This is a genomic window from Streptomyces sp. NPDC050418 (assembly GCF_044458745.1).
In the GTDB taxonomy this organism is placed as follows: Bacteria; Actinomycetota; Actinomycetes; order Streptomycetales; family Streptomycetaceae; genus Streptomyces.
In genome coordinates, this window is record NZ_JBITIG010000012.1 from 1 (window position 1) to 15,970 (window position 15,970).

Annotated in this window: 16 protein-coding genes; 5 read left to right on the forward strand and 11 right to left on the reverse strand. The window is 71.7% G+C overall.

Going from position 1 to position 15,970, the window contains the following annotated elements; genetic code table 11:
• Positions 1-23 precede the first annotated feature (23 nt).
• The 4 genes from ACIBI4_RS27005 to ACIBI4_RS27020 all read right to left on the reverse strand — a co-directional run bounded on the left by ACIBI4_RS27005 (position 24) and on the right by ACIBI4_RS27020 (position 3,805).
• Positions 24-407: a DUF6507 family protein gene (locus tag ACIBI4_RS27005; RefSeq protein WP_399206658.1), complete on the reverse strand. Its 384-nt coding sequence runs from the start codon at positions 405-407 to the stop codon at positions 24-26.
• Positions 408-424: 17 nt separating this feature from the next.
• Positions 425-736 (reverse strand): pore-forming ESAT-6 family protein, encoded by a 312-nt coding sequence (locus ACIBI4_RS27010; RefSeq protein ID WP_399206659.1) that lies wholly within the window; start codon positions 734-736, stop codon positions 425-427.
• Positions 737-759: 23 nt separating this feature from the next.
• Complete coding sequence (locus ACIBI4_RS27015) at positions 760-1,092, reverse strand: hypothetical protein (RefSeq protein WP_399206660.1); 333 nt, start codon at positions 1,090-1,092, stop codon at positions 760-762.
• Between the two features lie 148 nt (positions 1,093-1,240).
• A complete protein-coding gene (locus ACIBI4_RS27020; RefSeq protein WP_399206661.1) occupies positions 1,241-3,805 on the reverse strand; it encodes a M14 family zinc carboxypeptidase in 2,565 nt (854 codons plus the stop codon).
• Positions 3,806-3,940: 135 nt separating this feature from the next.
• On the opposite strand from ACIBI4_RS27020, the gene ACIBI4_RS27025 reads away from it, so the two are divergent.
• A complete protein-coding gene (locus tag ACIBI4_RS27025) occupies positions 3,941-4,759 on the forward strand; it encodes an EI24 domain-containing protein (protein ID WP_399206662.1) in 819 nt (272 codons plus the stop codon).
• A gap of 91 nt (positions 4,760-4,850) precedes the next feature.
• Here the strand turns inward: ACIBI4_RS27025 and ACIBI4_RS27030 are convergent, their stop codons facing one another.
• Positions 4,851-5,780, reverse strand: a complete 930-nt coding sequence (locus ACIBI4_RS27030; protein WP_399206663.1) for a LysR family transcriptional regulator — start codon at positions 5,778-5,780, stop codon at positions 4,851-4,853.
• A gap of 229 nt (positions 5,781-6,009) precedes the next feature.
• Between ACIBI4_RS27030 and ACIBI4_RS27035 the strand changes: the two genes are divergently transcribed.
• Positions 6,010-6,834, forward strand: a complete 825-nt coding sequence (locus ACIBI4_RS27035; RefSeq protein ID WP_399206664.1) for an NAD(P)-dependent oxidoreductase — start codon at positions 6,010-6,012, stop codon at positions 6,832-6,834.
• A 2-nt stretch (positions 6,835-6,836) separates the two neighbouring features.
• Positions 6,837-7,226, forward strand: a complete 390-nt coding sequence (locus tag ACIBI4_RS27040) for a RidA family protein (protein WP_399206665.1) — start codon at positions 6,837-6,839, stop codon at positions 7,224-7,226.
• 13 nt (positions 7,227-7,239) lie between these two features.
• On the opposite strand, the gene ACIBI4_RS27045 is transcribed toward ACIBI4_RS27040, so the two are convergent.
• Complete coding sequence (locus tag ACIBI4_RS27045) at positions 7,240-7,797, reverse strand: TetR/AcrR family transcriptional regulator (RefSeq protein WP_399206666.1); 558 nt, start codon at positions 7,795-7,797, stop codon at positions 7,240-7,242.
• A 71-nt stretch (positions 7,798-7,868) separates the two neighbouring features.
• Here ACIBI4_RS27045 and ACIBI4_RS27050 point away from each other — a divergent pair, with 71 nt between their 5' ends.
• Positions 7,869-10,379 (forward strand): glycoside hydrolase family 3 protein, encoded by a 2,511-nt coding sequence (locus ACIBI4_RS27050; RefSeq protein ID WP_399206667.1) that lies wholly within the window; start codon positions 7,869-7,871, stop codon positions 10,377-10,379.
• Positions 10,380-10,513: 134 nt separating this feature from the next.
• Here the strand turns inward: ACIBI4_RS27050 and ACIBI4_RS27055 are convergent, their stop codons facing one another.
• Positions 10,514-11,431, reverse strand: coding sequence for an SGNH/GDSL hydrolase family protein (locus ACIBI4_RS27055; RefSeq protein ID WP_399206668.1), 918 nt, complete (start codon positions 11,429-11,431; stop codon positions 10,514-10,516).
• A 336-nt stretch (positions 11,432-11,767) separates the two neighbouring features.
• Here ACIBI4_RS27055 and ACIBI4_RS27060 point away from each other — a divergent pair, with 336 nt between their 5' ends.
• Complete coding sequence (locus ACIBI4_RS27060; RefSeq protein WP_399206669.1) at positions 11,768-12,262, forward strand: DUF3145 domain-containing protein; 495 nt, start codon at positions 11,768-11,770, stop codon at positions 12,260-12,262.
• 79 nt (positions 12,263-12,341) lie between these two features.
• On the opposite strand, the gene ACIBI4_RS27065 is transcribed toward ACIBI4_RS27060, so the two are convergent.
• The 4 genes from ACIBI4_RS27065 to ACIBI4_RS27080 form a co-directional block, all read right to left on the reverse strand.
• Positions 12,342-13,613 (reverse strand): beta-ketoacyl-[acyl-carrier-protein] synthase family protein, encoded by a 1,272-nt coding sequence (locus tag ACIBI4_RS27065; protein ID WP_399206670.1) that lies wholly within the window; start codon positions 13,611-13,613, stop codon positions 12,342-12,344.
• 98 nt (positions 13,614-13,711) lie between these two features.
• Positions 13,712-13,960 (reverse strand): acyl carrier protein, encoded by a 249-nt coding sequence (locus ACIBI4_RS27070; RefSeq protein ID WP_399206671.1) that lies wholly within the window; start codon positions 13,958-13,960, stop codon positions 13,712-13,714.
• Between the two features lie 68 nt (positions 13,961-14,028).
• Positions 14,029-15,030, reverse strand: coding sequence for a ketoacyl-ACP synthase III (locus tag ACIBI4_RS27075; protein WP_399206672.1), 1,002 nt, complete (start codon positions 15,028-15,030; stop codon positions 14,029-14,031).
• An 18-nt stretch (positions 15,031-15,048) separates the two neighbouring features.
• Entirely contained in the window at positions 15,049-15,966 is a 918-nt protein-coding gene (locus tag ACIBI4_RS27080; RefSeq protein ID WP_399206673.1) for an ACP S-malonyltransferase, read from the reverse strand.
• Positions 15,967-15,970: the final 4 nt, after the last annotated feature.

The window sequence follows — 15,970 nt, forward strand, 5'->3', positions numbered from 1 at the left end:
CTGCGGAATCTGACCAGGCTCGATCATCCTTCCTGCACCCCCGGCTTCTCCGGATCAATATCAGGCGCACCCAGCGCCTCGCGCTGCGCCTGCGCCGCCATCGTCAGATCCCCGTCCAGATACGCGGTGGTCGCCTCGACCGCACCCGTCAGCGACTTACCCGCCCGCGCCGCCACGAACTTGATGTCCTTCACCGCATGCTCAGCGAACTGCGACAACGCCAGCGCCACCAGACCACCGTTGTCCGCACCCTCAGCGCCGTCCGCGGCCACCGTCCCCGCCGACGTCGCAGCCGACTTCAGATGCTCACCGAACGCAGTGGCCTGCTTCTCGATCCCACCCGCCGTCTCACCCGCGGTCTTCAACACACCCTGAACACCCTGAGGACGAATATCCCAACCCGACATACCTCAGCCCCCGGTGCTCAGCCGATGGAATCGACAGCAGCCTTCGCGCGCGACAACGTCTGCTGCGCGGTGCCGTCGTTCTTCTCCAACGTCGACTTCAGCAACTGAATGATCGTCCGCACCTCACCCGACGCACGATTCCAGCGCTGCTCCTTGTCGTGATACGTGTCCGAGACACCATCCGCCTGGAAGTCGGCCATCGCGGCCTTCACCTGCCGGTCCCGGTCCGTGATCACCTGCTCCAGACGCGCGATCACACCCTGGATGTTGCCCTGCGCATCCGACGAAGCGGACAGGTCATACGAGCGACGGTCACCATTCGAAGCCATCAGAAGTCCCCAATCCCCGTAGTTCAGCGTCCGCCGAAGCGAGCAGCATCAAAGTTCGCGGCGGCCATCGTGGAGCGCGCGTTGTCCGCGGACTCCTGATCACCTGTCCCGAACGCGGAGTCCATCCCGGTCTGGCCGCCCAGGATCGCCGACAGGGATCCGTTCAACGCCGCCGTGATCTCATCCGAATTCCGCTTGAACGAGTCAAAAGCCGCCTTACCCGACCCGTTGAACTTGCCCTCAAGCGGCTGCGCGGCAGCGATCAACTGACGGATCAACGACCCCAGATCATCACTCGACGTCTGCGACTGCGACCGCAGACTCGACAACACGGACGCACCCATATCGAACTTCATCGGGCCTCCCCCGGACGGGACCATTCGGCTGGATCGGAGCCATGGACCGCCGTGACCGGAGATCCATGTAAGTGGAATGATCCATGCCTATCAATGGCCGCCCGGAGGAGGCAATCCGAGGAGATCAACGATCACGAAGCTGTGACACTCAGCTCCCCGCGGCCCCCAGCAGCGCCCGGCCGATCTGCGGGAACACACCCTTCGGGTGCGCCCGGAACAGCGGCTCCGTACCGAAGAGGTACGTCCGCGAGCCCTCCACGCCCGGAGCGCTCACCACCGAGGCCTTGCCCGCGGCGTCCGCGGGGCCGCCCGTGCCGTCCTCCAGGGCGCGCCAGTGGCCGGACACGAGCGGGTTCCCGGTCGCGTACGACTGCTCGACGCGGACCCCGGGGCCGAGGTCCGTGAACCAGACGGGGGAGTAGACGAACGTCGTGTCCGGGGCGCCGGCGGTGACCGGGCCCGCCGTATTCGCCACCCGGACCACGCCGTTGGCGTCGCCGTTGCCCGCGACCGCCTTCGCCGTGAGCAGGCCCGCGTCCGCGGTGAGCGCCGCGCCGGTCCCGCCTAGGCCGACCACGCCGCCGCCGTCCGCGAGGAACGCGTCCAGGGCGCCGCGTGCGGGGGCGTTCAGCTCGCCGAGGTCCAGGCCCGCCGACACCATCAGGACGTCCGCCTCCGACCAGTCGAAGCCCGCGTTGAGCGTGGCGGTCGACACCGGCAGCACGTCGAAGTTCATCTCGCGCAGCGCGAAGAGCTCGCCCGAGGTGACGGCCGCCGCGACCCGCGTGCGCTGCAGCGCACCCGACCCGCGCTCCTTCGCCGCGGTGAAGGCCACGTCGTACGTACGCGAGAGCTGCAGGGCCGCGCGCCGCGCCGACGCGGGCACGATCGCGCCGCCGTCCGCCGCCCTGCGTACCGCGACGCCGTCCGCGAGCAGCGCGTTGAGCGCCGCGATCTCCTGCGGGTCGTCGAGGCCGAGGCGCAGATCGCCGCGCGGGGCGACGTATCCGGCAGCGGCGGCGGACCGCACCGGGGTACGCGGCACGTCGAGGCGGCCGTCCTTCACCTCGTCGACCGTGGCGCCCCACAGGCGGCCCAGGCTCCAGCCCGAGATGTCGTACATGACCGAGACCTTGTCGCTGATGTCCCGGCCGTCCGCGAGCAGCACGTTCGCCATGCCGCGCTTGGGCTGCTCCAGGTCGACGAGGTAGGAGCCGCGCTCGTACGAACGGCCGCCGAGGCGGAAGTCGCGGACCGCCCGCTCCACCCGTACGTCATGGGCGATGAGGTGGTCGACGAGGCGGGCCGCCGCCGTGGCCGAGCGCTGGTCGCGGCCCGCGGCCGGGATGACGTACGCGCGCGGGAAGTCGGTGGTGTAGACGTCCTCGGGGCCGATGCCCGGCACGCCGGGGACGGTCTCCGGCGAGACCGGCACCTGGGCCTCGCCCGCGTCCGCGCGCCGGAACGTCTCGATCTGGTCGGCGAGCAGCCCCGCGCGCCGCTCCTGCACGAAGGAGAGCGTCGCGTCCATCGCCGCGCCCGCGATGTCCGTGTTGATCGCGGAACGGCGGCGCAGCTCGGCCACCGGCAGTGTGTCGTACGCGCGGTTGTTGACCTGCATCGGGAACTCGATGGTGTGCGCGGCCGTCGCGCCGTGGAACGGCATGTACTGCGGCGTGAAGATCGGCGGCCAGTCGTCCCAGCCCTCCTCCGAGTCACGGAAGGGGATCTGCGCGGGCTTCACACCGTCCTTCGCCTCCGTGTAGCCGAGGCCGTTGACCGCGGCCTCCATGCCGAGGGCGTTGGCGTAGGTGTTCTTGAGGAACAGGTCGTACTCGTAGTTCTCGCCGTGCGGCGGCGTGGTCGGCTCGATCAGCGTGCCGTTGACGTAGCCGTGCAGGTCGATCATCACGGCCGGCTGCTTGTCGACGGCGATCTGGCGCATCGCCCGTGTCTCGGGCTGCGAGGCCGTCACGAAGTCGCGGTTGAGGTCGAAGCCGTTGGCGTTGGCGCGGGTTCCGGCGATCCTGCCGTCGGGGTTCGCGGTGACGTTGAGGTAGATACGGGACCGGTCGAGCAGGTCCTCGGTCTTCGCGTCCTTCGCCGTCGCGAGCCGCTCGATGAGCTTCAGGGCCGCGTCCGTGCCCTCCCACTCGTTGCCGTGGATGTTGTTGTTGATGAAGACCGGCGTCTTGTACTCCGCCTTGATCTCCTTGTCGCGGGCGGCACTTGCGGGCGCGTTCTCGATGCGCTCGCGCATCCGCTCCTGGGCGCGCGCCTCGCGCGAGGACTCCGGTGAGGTCACCGTCACCAGATACAGCTGATGCCCGCCGGCGCTGCGCCCGGCGATCTCCACGCTCACCCGGTCGCCCAGCTTCTGCAGGGCGTTCAGCTTCGGCGCGATGCCGTGGTACGGGGTGAGGCCCAGCTTGATCGACTTGTCGGCCGGGTTCTCCGGCACCTCGGGCAGCTCGCGCTCGCGCGGGTAGCCGGCCGTGCGCGAGAAGCCGGGAATCCGCTCCCCGAGCGCGCGCTCGGCGGACGCGGCCGATGACTTGGCGGCCTTGTCGCCGCGCTCCTCCGCGCCGCGCACGGGGGAGGGGCCCGGCCGTGGCTCGGCCTGTGCGCTGCCCGGCAGCAGCGCGGTCGTCAGGGCGGCACCGATCAGCAGGACGGGAACGGGCCTGTGGAGACCAGGTCTGTGGATGCCCACGCGTACCTCCGCGATCCTCTCGATGTGACAGGTAAGCGGTGTCTACCGGCTCAACCCGCCCGCAACAAGAGGGTCTTGCGGACCCAGGCGCTCCGCCGGTCCGCGCCGTCACAGTCGCCCCGTACGCTGGTCGGCATGCGTGATCTCGGAACCGGGTTCGGTTATCTCCTCAAAGGCCAGCGGTGGGTCCTCGGCCACGGCCGGTGGTTCGGCTTCGGTCTGATCCCCGGGCTGATCACCCTCGTGCTGTACGTGGGGGCGCTGATCGGGCTCGCCTACGGGGCCGATGACTTCGTCGCGTGGGCGACACCCTTCGCCGACGACTGGTCAAAGACGCTGCTCGCCGTCTTCCGCGGCTTCCTGGTGTTCCTCGTCTTCGCGCTCGGGCTGCTGCTCGCCGTGATCACGTTCACGGCCGTCACGCTGCTGATCGGCCAGCCCTTCTACGAGTCGCTGTCCGAGCAGGTCGACAAGGACAAGTCGCCCGACGGCACCGCGCCCGAGTCCGGGCTCCCGCTGCTGCGCGAGCTGTGGATCTCCGCGCGCGACAGCATCCGTATCGTCGTCCGGGCCGCGGGCTGGGCCGTGCTGCTCTTCGCGCTCGGGTTCATCCCGGTCCTGGGGCAGACGGTGGTGCCCGCGATCGGTTTCGGTGTCACCGGCTTCTTCCTCACCCAGGAGCTGACCTCGGTCGCGCTGCAGCGCCGCCGGGTCGAGGCGCGCGAGCAGCTGGCCATGATGCGCGGGCGCCGGATGCTGATCTGGGGCTTCGGGGTGCCGCTCGCGCTGTCGTTCCTGGTCCCGTTCGTCGCGGTGTTCCTGATGCCGGGCGCGGTCGCGGGCGCCACGCTGATGGTGCGGGACCTGCGGGGCGAGGACGACGGTGCGGAGGACGGGGGCGGGAAGTCCCTGTCGGCCGGGCCGTTGGTGCAGGGCGGTCCGGAGCCGGTCTGAGGCCCGTGCGGCCAGGGCTCGCCTTCCGGAGTGCCCTGCCCGTACGGCCAGGTCAGGCTCTCCGGAGTGCCCTGCCCGTGCGGCCGCGGGCTCACCTTCCGAGGTGCGCGCCCGCCTCGCGGAGCAGGGTGACGAAGGCCGCCGCGGCCGCCGGTGCCGAACGGCCGCGCGGTGTCGCCGCGTACACGGCGCGCGGCGGGATGTCGTCGGCGTGCACCGCGAGCAGCCGGATGTCCGGCCGCACCCCTTCGGCGGCGAGCGCCGGGACGAGGGCGACGGCGAGCCCGGCGGCCACGTACCCCTGCTTGGCGATCCACTCGCCCGCGACATAGGCCACGCGCGGCCGGAAGTCCTCGCGTACCGCGGGGTGCAGCAGGCTGCGCTCGGTGCTCGCGCTCCCCGACACCCAGGCGTCCCCGGCCAGTTCGGCCAGCCGCACCCGCCGCCGGCGGGCCAGCCGGTGGGTCGCGGGGACGGCCACGTACATGGCCTCGTCGGCCACCTTCGCCAGCGCGTACGAGTCCGGTACCGCGCCCGCCGTGGTCGAGACGACGGCCACGTCGAGCGTGCCGTCGTCGAGCCGGGCGAGGAGCGTGCCGGTCAGGCCCTCCGCGCAGGTCAACTCGACGTCCGGGTACCGCTCCTGGAACGCGGCGACCGTCCTCGGCAGCAGCGCCGCCCCGGCCGTCGGGAACGCTCCGACCCGCAGCCGCCCGCCCCGTACCTCGCGCAGCGCCGCCAGGTCCTCGCGGGCCGCGTCCAGTTGGGCGAGCACCGCCTCGGCGCGCGGGAGCAGCGCCTGCCCCCGCTCCGTCACCGCGACCCCGCGCGGCAGCCGGTCGAAGAGCGCCCCCTCGCCGAGCGAGGACTCCAGCGCCTGGATCTGCCGCGACACGGCGGACTGGGTGTACCCGAGGGTGCGCGCGGCCTCGGTGAAGGACCCGAGCCGGGCGACCGCGACGAAGACGCGCAGCCAGGCGGTGGAGAGGTCGCGAGGGTCGGGCGACGTCTGCGTATCCATGGCGGCTCCTCGCGGCGCGGTATCTGTCCCATGCGGTCCGCGGTCCCCATGCGGTCCCTGCACTTCCATGCGGCCCCATGCGGCCCCATGCGGTCCCATGCGGTCCCATGCGGTCCCATGCGGTCCCATGCGGTCCCATGCGGTCCCATGCGGTCCCATGCGAGTCTCGCATGCCCGCCATGCCAGACATTCGCTTGTCGCATCACAACCCCGCGCCTAGCGTCGAGGCATGGAACACATCGCCTTCCTCGGCCTCGGCCACATGGGCGCGCCCATGGCCGCCCGGCTCCTGGCCGCGGGCCACCCGTTGACCGTCTGGAACCGCACCGCGTCCCGCGCCGACCCCCTCGTCGCCCAGGGCGCCCGCCTCGCCGCCTCGCCCGCGGAGGCGGTGGCCGACGCGGACGTCGTCGTCACGATGCTGGCCACCCCCGACGCCGTACGCGCCGTCGCCCGTGCGATCGGACCCGCGCTGCGGCCGGGCGCGCACTGGGTGGAGATGTCCACGGTCGGACCCGATGTCATACGGGAGCTCGCGGACGCGCTGCCGCGGAAGGTCACGCTCGTCGACGCACCCGTCCTCGGCAGCACCGACAAGGCGGCGGCCGGCACGCTCGGCATCCTCGCGGGCGGCGAGGCCGACGCCGTCGAGCCGCTGCTCGCCACGCTGGGCACGGTCACCCGCACCGGCCCGCTGGGCACGGGCGCCGCCCTGAAACTCGTCGTGAACACGGCCGTGCTCGGCTCGGTGGCCCTGGTCGGCGAGGCGCTGCGGCTCGCGGACACGCTCGGCATCCCCGAGGAGACGGCCAAGGCGACGCTCGGCCGGAGCGCGATCGGCGGCGCGGTGCCGCGGGCGTTCGCCGAGAACGTCCTCTTCGCGGCGGAACTCGCGGTCAAGGACATCGCGTTGGCCACCGCGGTCACGCGGCTGCCCGCGATGGAGGTGATCGGCGCGCACTACGCGTCCGACCCCGCCCTCGCCCACCAGGACATCGCCGCCGCGGTCACCCGCATCCGTACCGCACCCGACGAACCCGCCGAAGGAGCCTGACCATGCGCGTCACCCTCGACAACCCGCCCTCCGCGCCCGCCCCGCTGAGCCCGTACTACACGCAGGTCGCCCGGATCGAACTCCCGGGCGGCGGCGCCCTGTTGCAGCTGTCCGGGCAGGTCGCCGAGGGCGAGGACCTCACCGCGCAGAGCCGCGGCGTCTTCGAGGCCCTTGACGCCCTGCTCAAGGCACACGGCGCGGGTCTCGCGGACATCGTCAACATCCGCACGTATCTGACGGACATCAGCCGTCTGCACGAATACGGGGCCGTACGCCGCGAGTTCCTCACCGGTACACCGCCCACCAGCACCACGGTCGAGGTCTCGAAGCTCTTCCTGCCGTGGGCGCTGATCGAGGTGGAGGTGGTGGCCGCACTCCCGCCACAACAGTGAACCGCGGGCGCCCCTACTCCCCGAGCAGCACCAGGAAGTCCCGGAACGCGGCCGCCATGTCCACGCTCTCCGGATCGAGCAGCCACTGGTACTGCAGCCCGTCGAGCACCGCCACGAGCAGCGGCGCCACCTGCTCGGGCGTGAGCCCCGACGGCAGCCGCTCGCCGTACTGGGTCCGCAGCAGCTCCGCGAGGTCCGCCCGGACGTCCGTGTAGCGGCGAGTGAAGTACGGGGCGGCCGGATGCTCCTCGGTGACCGCCTCGCCGAGCAGCGCCGAGAAGGTCCGCACGATGCCGCGCCGCATCGCGTTGTACTCGACCAGCGAGGCAAGCAGGTCGAGATGCCAGTCGCGGCGCGGGATCGCGGCGTCCCACTGGTCGCGGTCCTCCAGGACGGCGACGAGCAGCGCCTCCTTGGTGGGGAAGTGGTGCAGCAGCCCCTGCTGGGTGAGCCCCACGCGCTCGGCCACCGCCGCGAGCGACGCCCCGCGGTAGCCGCGCTCGGCGATCACTTCGAGCGCGGCCCGCACGATCTCCGCACGCCGCTGCTCACTTCTCGTCCTCGCCGCCATGCCCCGACCCTAAACGCCTTTTATAACTGCAAGATAACGAAACCTACCGCTTCACAGGTGTGCCGTGCAGGATGGGGGTGCAGTCAGGGGTACGTCTACGAGGAGGTACGGCAGTGACCGAGCAGCAGTACGCGGACGGGGCGCACGAGTACGAGGCGGTCGTGGAGGCCGCGCTCGGCAAGCTCGATCTCGACACCAAGGCCCGTCTCCTCGCCGGCCAGGACATGTGGACGCTGCCCGCGCTCCCGGAGATCGGGCTGAAGTCCCTGGTCATGTCCGACGGCCCGATCGGCGTACGGGGCGTGCGCTGGAGCGCCGACGACCCCTCCGTAGCCCTGCCCTCGCCGACCGCCCTCGCGGCCGCCTGGGACCCGGAACTCGCCTGCCGCGCCGGTCGGCTGCTCGCCCAGGAGGCCCGCCGCAAGGGCGTGCACGTCCTGCTCGCGCCCACGGTCAACCTGCAGCGCTCACCGCGCGGCGGACGGCACTTCGAGGCGTACAGCGAGGACCCGTATCTGACCGGCGAGATCGGCACCGGCTATGTCCGCGGGGTGCAGTCGGGCGGGGTCGGGACCACGGTCAAGCACTTCGTCGCCAACGACGCCGAGACCGACCGCTTCACCGTGAACAACCTGGTCCCCGAACGCGCCCTGCGCGAGCTCTACCTGGCACCCTTCGAGGCGATCGTCAAGCAGGCCGCCCCCTGGGGCATCATGACCGCCTACAACGCCGTCAACGGCATCACGATGACCGAGCACGCCGCCCTCGTGAACGGCATCCTGCGGGGCGAATGGGGCTTCGACGGGTTCAACGTCTCCGACTGGATGGCCGCCCGCGACACGAAGGGCGCCATCGAGGGCGGGCTCGACGTCGCGATGCCCGGCCCGATGACGGTGTACGGGCCCGCGCTCGCCGCGGCCGTACGCGACGGGCAGGTCGAACAGAGCGCGGTCGACGACGCCGTCCGCAGGGTGCTCCGGCTCGCCGCCCGCGTCGGCGCGCTCGACGGGGCCCGGCCCGCCGTCACGGAGCTGCCGCCCGAGACCGACGGGGAGGCGCTCGCCCGCGAGATCGCCCACCGCTCCTTCGTCCTCGTCCGCAACGAGTCCTCGGTGCTGCCGCTGACCGGCACCGACTCCGGTACCGGCACCGGCACCCTCGCCCTGATCGGCGCCGCGGCCCGCGACGCCCGTGTCCTGGGCGGCGGCTCCGCCACCGTCTTCCCGCGCCGCGTCGTCTCCCCGCTCGACGGCCTCACCGCCGCGCTCGGCGAGGACGCGGTCACGTACGCGATCGGCGCCGAGCCCAGCGACGAACTGGGCGTCGCGAAGGCCGGGTTCGCGCTGCGCGCCGTCTGCCGTGACGCCGACGGGCAGGTGCTCGGCGAGGCGCCGCTCGCGGACGGGGCGATCCAGTGGTTCGGCGGCGGCTTCCCCGCGGGCGTCACCTTCGACGCGCTGACCCGCGTCGAGATCACCGGCACCTTCACCCCGCGCGTCGACGGCGCGCACCGTTTCGGCACCCGTGGCCTCGGCGGTCTGAAGCTCACCGTGGACGGGCGGGAGCTCTTCGACGGGGAGCAGGGGATGGCCGTCGACGGCGACCCCTTCGAGGCCTTCCTCGGCGCGCCCACCGAACGCGGCACCGTGGAACTCAAGGCAGGGGTGCCGGTCGAGGTCTCCCTGGACGTGGCGATCCTCAAGATCGAGGGCATCCCGATCGAGGTCGTCGCCCTGTGCCTCTCGCACTCCGAACCCCTCCGGGACGCGGACGAGTTGATCGCCGAGGCGGTCCGCGCAGCCCGCGACGCCGAGACGGCGGTGGTCGTGGTCGCCACCACCGACCGCGTCGAGTCCGAGGGCTTCGACCGCCGCGACCTGCACCTGCCCGGCCGCCAGGACGATCTCGTACGGGCCGTCGCGGCCGCCAACCCGCGCACGGTCGTGGTCGTCAACTCCGGCTCCCCGGTGGAGTTGCCGTGGCGCGACGACGTCGCGGCCGTGCTGCTCAGCTGGTTCCCCGGCCAGGAGGGCGGCGCGGCCCTCGCCGACGTCCTCACCGGCGCCCAGGAGCCCGGCGGCCGGCTGCCCACCACGTGGGGCTCGCTCGCCGACGCCCCCGTCACCGAGGTCACACCGGACGACCAGGGCCAACTCGCCTACAACGAGGGGGTCTTCATCGGCTACCGCGCCTGGGAACGGGCCGGTGCCACCCCCGCGTACCCCTTCGGGCACGGCCTCGGCTACACCGACTGGACGTACGAGAGCCTCGCCGCCACGCCCGAGGAGGCGACGGTGCGGCTGCGCAACACTGGGACGCGCACCGGCCGCGAGACCGTCCAGCTCTACCTCGCCCCGCCCGCCGACCCCGCCGTCGAGCGCCCCGCCCGCGCCCTCGCGGCCTTCGCGAGCGTCACGGCCGCGCCCGGCGAGAGCGTCGAGGTACGGATCCCGCTGCCGCGGCGGGCGTTCGAGACCTGGGACGAGGCGGCCGGGGCGTGGGCGTACCGCAAGGGTGCGTACACGCTGAGGGCCGCGCGTTCGCTGCTGGGAGACGGGCTGAGCGTGACGCTCGACGCCTGAGACAGTCCCCTCCCGCCCGGGGGCCGAGCCCCTTCTCAGGGTATCGGCCCCCACTGACAACGCCCCGTCAGCGCACGACAGTCGGCGCACGACAGTCAGCGCACGGCAGTCAGCGCACGACCGTCACCGCACGCTCACCGCCGAGGCGACTTCTCCGAGGTCACGGCCGTGAACGCCATCTCGGCCAGCCGCGCCTGCCCGTCCCTGCTCGGATGGAACCAGTCCCACCGGCTCAGCTGCCCGCGCCCGAAGTCGTAGCCGAACACCGACCCGTTGTCGTAGCGGCAGTAGTCGTCCTTCGCGCAGACGTCCTTCAGGACCTTGTTGTACGCCTTCACCCGCGCGGTGACATCCCCGCGCCGCTCCACCGCCCGGGCGTCCATCGCGTCCGGGTCGGCCAGCATCGACTGGCAGATGCCCAGCTTCCAGATCTGCTTGGCCATCGCGCTGGCCCGGCCCTGCGACCACAGCCGCGACAGATCCGGGAGGCTCGCCACGTACACCTGTGTCCTGGGGAGGTCCTTGCGCAGTGTGCGCAGCGCGTCCTCGAAGTCCTCGCGGAAGTCCGCGACCGGGGTCATCGCGGCCGCCGTACCACGGCAGGCGTCATTGGCGCCCATCAGAACCGTCACCAGGTCGGGTGACTTCTCGGCCGCCTGCTCCATCTGCCCGGGCAGTTCCTCCATCCGGGCGCCGGTGCGCGCCAGGTTCCAACTGTGCGTCGCCGCCGCCTCCTTGCCGAGCAGCCGGACCGCGAGGCTCTTCACCTCCGGGTCGGTGCCAGTCGCCCAGGACGACTCCGGGCAGTCGGAGAGCACCTGGCAGGCGTCGAAGCCGCGGGTGATCGAATCGCCCACCGCGGCGACCGACCGCGGGCTGGTGTCCCAGGTGGGAGTGGGTGTGGGCGTGGGCTTGGGGCGGTCGGCGGCCTCGGCGCCTTGCGGGGCGGGTGAGTTGCCCCCGGTTGCGTCGCAGCCGAACAGGGTGAGGGCGAGGACCGCGGCGGCCGCCGCCGCGACCGGGCCGCGCCCACGGAACCGACTCCGGATCACGCTCGTCCCCTCTCCTGACACACCCTGTGTCCCTCCCGGCCGCCGGAACGGCCCGCGGTCCGGCGCCCTGGCGGGTGAATGCCCGCCGTTTGCCGGACCTGGACCCGACGGTACGTCACACTCGGGCCCGCACCGCACGGTAGTTTTGCGGTGGCCGACCCGGAGACTGAGCGCCGTCCCGGTTCCGGTAAATTACATCACGTCAGAAATGTCCCCTTTCGGGGAGTTTCAAGGATTCCGTGGATGTCCTGGATTTCCTCGGGAATCTTGGCGAAACTCCCGCCAACTGCCCGGCCAGGTGCGAGCCCAGAGCCTCGCCCCACCCTGGAGGTCCCGGTGACGACACGTGGAGTCCTGTACGTGCACTCCGCACCGCGCGCGCTGTGCCCGCACGTCGAGTGGGCCGTCGCCAGTGTGCTCGGCGGCCGGATCACGCTCGACTGGATCCGCCAGCCCGCGTCCCCGGGGACGTGGCGTGCGGAGTTCTCCTGGCAGGGCGAGGCGGGCACGGGCTCCAAGCTGGCCTCCGCGCTGCGGGGCTGGCAGCAGCTGCGCTTCGAGGTGACCGCGGAACCGTGCGCCACGGCGGAGGGCGAGCGCTACAGCTCCACGCCCGACCTGGGCATCTTCCACGCGGTCACCGGAATCCACGGCGACATCCTCATCCCGGAGGACCGCCTGCGCGCGGCCCTCGCACGGGCCCGCGCGGGCGAGGGCAACCTGGAGGCCGAACTCGCCAAGCTCCTGGGCAAGCCGTGGGACGACGAACTGGAGCCCTTCCGGTACGCGGGGGAGGGCGCCCCGGTCCGCTGGCTCCACCAGGTGGTGTGAGGAGCCGCACCACCGGCCCGTACGCACGAGAGGGCCCACCCCGGACAACCGGGGTGGGCCCTCTCCGTACTTGAGACGCTCAGACGCTCCGGAACGCGAGCACGACATTGTGCCCGCCGAAGCCGAACGAGTTGTTGATCGCCGCGATCGGGCCCTCGGGCAGCGCCCGGGCCTCACCGCGCACGATGTCGGCGCCGTCGGCCGCGACGTCCTCGTCGAGCTCCTCGACGTTGATCGTGGGCGGGGCGAGACGGTGGTGCAGCGCGAGCACGGTCGCCACGGTCTCGATACCGCCGGCGCCACCGAGCAGATGCCCGGTCATCGACTTCGTGCCGGAGATCGCGACATGGTCGAGATCCGCGCCGAGCACCTTGCGCAGCGCCTTGATCTCCGCGATGTCACCCTGCGGCGTCGACGTCGCGTGCGCGTTGAGGTGCACCAGCTCGGCCGGCTTGAGGTCGGTGGTGTCGAGCAGGTTCTGCACGGCCGCGGCGACACCGCGACCGGTGGGCTCGGGCTGCGCGATGTGGTGGCTGTCGGCCGACAGGCCCTGGCCGAGCACCTCGCAGTAGATACGCGCGCCACGGGCCTTCGCGTGCTCCTCGGACTCGAGGATCACGACACCCGCGCCCTCGCCGAGGACGAAGCCGTCACGGCCCTTGTCGTAGGGGCGGGAGGCCTTCGTGGGCTCGTCGTTGTTCTTGGACATCGCCATCATGTTGGCGAACGCCGCGATCGGCAGCGGGTGGATGGCCGCCTCGGTGCCGCCGGCGACGACGACGTCGGCGCGGCCCGTGCGGATCATCTCGACCGCGTAGCCGATCGCCTCGGCGCCCGACGCGCAGGCCGAGACCGGGGTGTGGACGCCCGCCTGGGCGCCGACCTCCAGACCGACGTTCGCGGAGGGGCCGTTGGGCATGAGCATGGGAACGGTGTGCGGGGAGACCCGGCGTACACCCTTCTCCTTGAGTACGTCGTACTGGTCGAGCAGCGTGGTCACACCGCCGATACCGGAGGCGATGACCGTGCCCAGACGCTCGGGGGCGATCCGGGAGTCCTCACCGGCCTTGCCCTCGTAACCGGCGTCCGCCCAGGCCTCCTTGGCCGCGATCAGCGCGAACTGCGCCGAGCGGTCCAGCTTGCGGGCCAGCGGACGGGGCAGGACCTCGCCCGGGTCGACCGCGACGGGCGCGGCGATACGGACCGGCAGCTCGGCGAAACGCTCGCCCTCCAGGGGCTTGACGCCCGAGCGGCCCGCGACGAGACCTTCCCAGGTCGAGGCCGCGTCGCCACCCAGCGGTGTGGTTGCGCCGATACCGGTGACGACCACGGTGCGATTGGTCGGGCTCACAGGAATTCTTTCTCCACGTGTAGAGGGTCAGCGCGCCACCGATGGGATGGCGGCCCTGGTGGGCGGCCCTTGCGGGCCGCCCCGGGGGCACAGGAGGGTCAGTCCTGGTGCTTCGCGATGTAGTCCGCGGCGTCGCCGACGGTCTTCAGGTTCTTGACATCGTCGTCCGGGATCTTGACGTCGAAGCGCTCTTCGGCGGCGACGACGACCTCGACCATGGACAGCGAGTCGACGTCCAGGTCATCGGTGAAGGACTTGTCCAGCTGGACGTCCTCGACCGGGATACCGGCGATCTCGTTCACGATCTCGGCGAGACCGGCGACGATCTCTTCCTGAGTGGCGGCCATGTTGGCGCTCCTTCTTGTGTATCAGTGAGGTGGCAGGATCCCGTACGGAGTGATTCCGTGCAGGGTGCCTAGGGGAGGGTAACGACGGTGGCTGCGTAGACGAGACCCGCCCCGAAGCCGATGACGAGCGCGGTGTCGCCGCTCTTGGCTTCCCCGGTCGCCAGGAGCCGCTCCATCGCGAGCGGGATCGAGGCGGCCGAGGTGTTGCCGGTGGTCTCGATGTCACGGGCGACCGTGACATGCTCCGGCAGCTTCAGAGTCTTCACCATCGAGTCGATGATCCGCATGTTGGCCTGGTGCGGGATGAAGACGTCCAGGTCGTCCGCGGTGATGCCGGCGGCCTCGAGGGCCTCCTTGGCGACCTTGGCCATCTCGAAGACGGCCCAGCGGAACACCGCCTGGCCCTCCTGCGTGATGGCAGGAAACTTCTCGACCGCGCCGTCCCGGTAGTCCGTCCACGGCACCGTCTGCTTGATCGTCTCGGACTTGTCGCCCTCCGAGCCCCAGACCGTCGGGCCGATGGCCGGCACGTCGGAGGGGCCGACGACGACGGCGCCCGCGCCGTCACCGAACAGGAAGGCCGTGGCGCGGTCCTCACGGTCCGTCAGATCGCTGAGCCGCTCCACGCCGATGACGAGGACGTGCTGCGCGCTGCCCTCCACGACCATGCCCTTGGCGAGCGTGAGCGCGTAGCCGAAGCCCGCGCAGCCCGCCGAGATGTCGAACGCGGCGGCCTTCTGCGTACCCAGCCTGTCGGCGATCTCGGTCGCGACGGCGGGCGTCTGCTTGAAGTGCGAGACGGTCGAGACGACCACGGCACCGATCTTGTCGGCGGTCAGCCCCGCATCGGCGATCGCCTTGCCGGAGGCCTCGATCGACATGGCGGCGACCGTCTCCTGGTCGCTCGCCCAGTGCCGGGTGGCGATGCCCGAGCGCGAACGGATCCATTCGTCGGACGAGTCGATCGTCTCGAGGATCACCTCGTTGGGCACGACCCGCGTGGGCCGGTAGCCGCCGACGCCCATGATCTTGGCGTACGGCGCGCCCTTGCTCGGCTGGATCTTCGACATTGCTCAGGGGCTCCTTCGTCAGGCAGCTGCGTGCTCGGCGATGAGCGCGCGAGCAGCGTCGAGGTCGTCGGGGGTCTTCAGGGCCAGCGTCGCCACACCCGGCAGCGCGCGCTTGGCGAGACCGGTGAGCGTGCCGCCCGGGCACACCTCGATGAGCGCGGTCGCACCGCGCTCCTTGAACGTCTCCACGCACAGGTCCCAGCGCACCGGGTTGGCGACCTGGCCGACCAGACGCGAGATGACCTCGGCGCCGGAGGCCACGGCAAGGCCGTCCTTGTTGGAGACGTACGGGACGGTGGGATCGGCCGGAGACAGCTGCTCGGCGGCCTTCGCCAGGGTCTCGACCGCGGGCGCCATGTGGTGCGTGTGGAACGCACCGGCGACCTTCAGCGGGACGACCCGGCGGGTGCCCTCGGGCTTGTCGGCCTCCAGGGCGGCGATCTGCTCAAGGGTGCCCGCTGCGACGATCTGGCCCGCGCCGTTCACGTTCGCCGGGGTCAGACCGAGCTTCTCCAGATGCGGGACCACGATCTCGGGGTCGCCGCCGAGCAGGGCCGCCATGCCCGTCTCGGTGATCGCGGCGGCGTCGGCCATGGCCAGACCCCGCTTGCGTACGAGCTGCAGGGCCGCGGTGTCGTCGAGGACGCCCGCGAGGGCGGCGGCGGTGAACTCACCGACGCTGTGGCCGGCCACGGCGCCGGGCGCGGCCTCGCCGAGCGCGGCGGCGGACAGCAGTCCGGCCGCCACGAGCAGCGGCTGCGCGACGGCCGTGTCACGGATCGCGTCGGCATCGGCCTGCGTCCCGTAGTGGGCGAGGTCGAGGCCGATGGCGTCGGACCACGCGGCGAGCTTTTCAGCGGCGCCATCGAGTTCGAGCCAGGGAGTCAGGAAGCCGGGCGTCTGAGCGCCTTGGCCGGGAGCGACGAGTACGAGCACTCTC

Bases quoted from the DNA above. Each gene is read 5' to 3' on its own strand.
- ACIBI4_RS27040 (WP_399206665.1), top strand. From the start codon at position 6,837: ATGCGCGTCACCCTCGACAACCCGCCCTCCGCGCCCGCCCCGCTGAGC.
- ACIBI4_RS27025 (WP_399206662.1), top strand. From the start codon at position 3,941: ATGCGTGATCTCGGAACCGGGTTCGGTTATCTCCTCAAAGGCCAGCGG.
- ACIBI4_RS27075 (WP_399206672.1), bottom strand. From the start codon at position 15,030: ATGTCGAAGATCCAGCCGAGCAAGGGCGCGCCGTACGCCAAGATCATG.
- ACIBI4_RS27030 (WP_399206663.1), bottom strand. From the start codon at position 5,780: ATGGATACGCAGACGTCGCCCGACCCTCGCGACCTCTCCACCGCCTGG.
- ACIBI4_RS27070 (WP_399206671.1), bottom strand. From the start codon at position 13,960: ATGGCCGCCACTCAGGAAGAGATCGTCGCCGGTCTCGCCGAGATCGTG.
- ACIBI4_RS27035 (WP_399206664.1), top strand. From the start codon at position 6,010: ATGGAACACATCGCCTTCCTCGGCCTCGGCCACATGGGCGCGCCCATG.
- ACIBI4_RS27010 (WP_399206659.1), bottom strand. From the start codon at position 736: ATGGCTTCGAATGGTGACCGTCGCTCGTATGACCTGTCCGCTTCGTCG.
- ACIBI4_RS27045 (WP_399206666.1), bottom strand. From the start codon at position 7,797: ATGGCGGCGAGGACGAGAAGTGAGCAGCGGCGTGCGGAGATCGTGCGG.
- ACIBI4_RS27050 (WP_399206667.1), top strand. From the start codon at position 7,869: ATGGGGGTGCAGTCAGGGGTACGTCTACGAGGAGGTACGGCAGTGACC.
- ACIBI4_RS27015 (WP_399206660.1), bottom strand. From the start codon at position 1,092: ATGAAGTTCGATATGGGTGCGTCCGTGTTGTCGAGTCTGCGGTCGCAG.
- ACIBI4_RS27005 (WP_399206658.1), bottom strand. From the start codon at position 407: ATGTCGGGTTGGGATATTCGTCCTCAGGGTGTTCAGGGTGTGTTGAAG.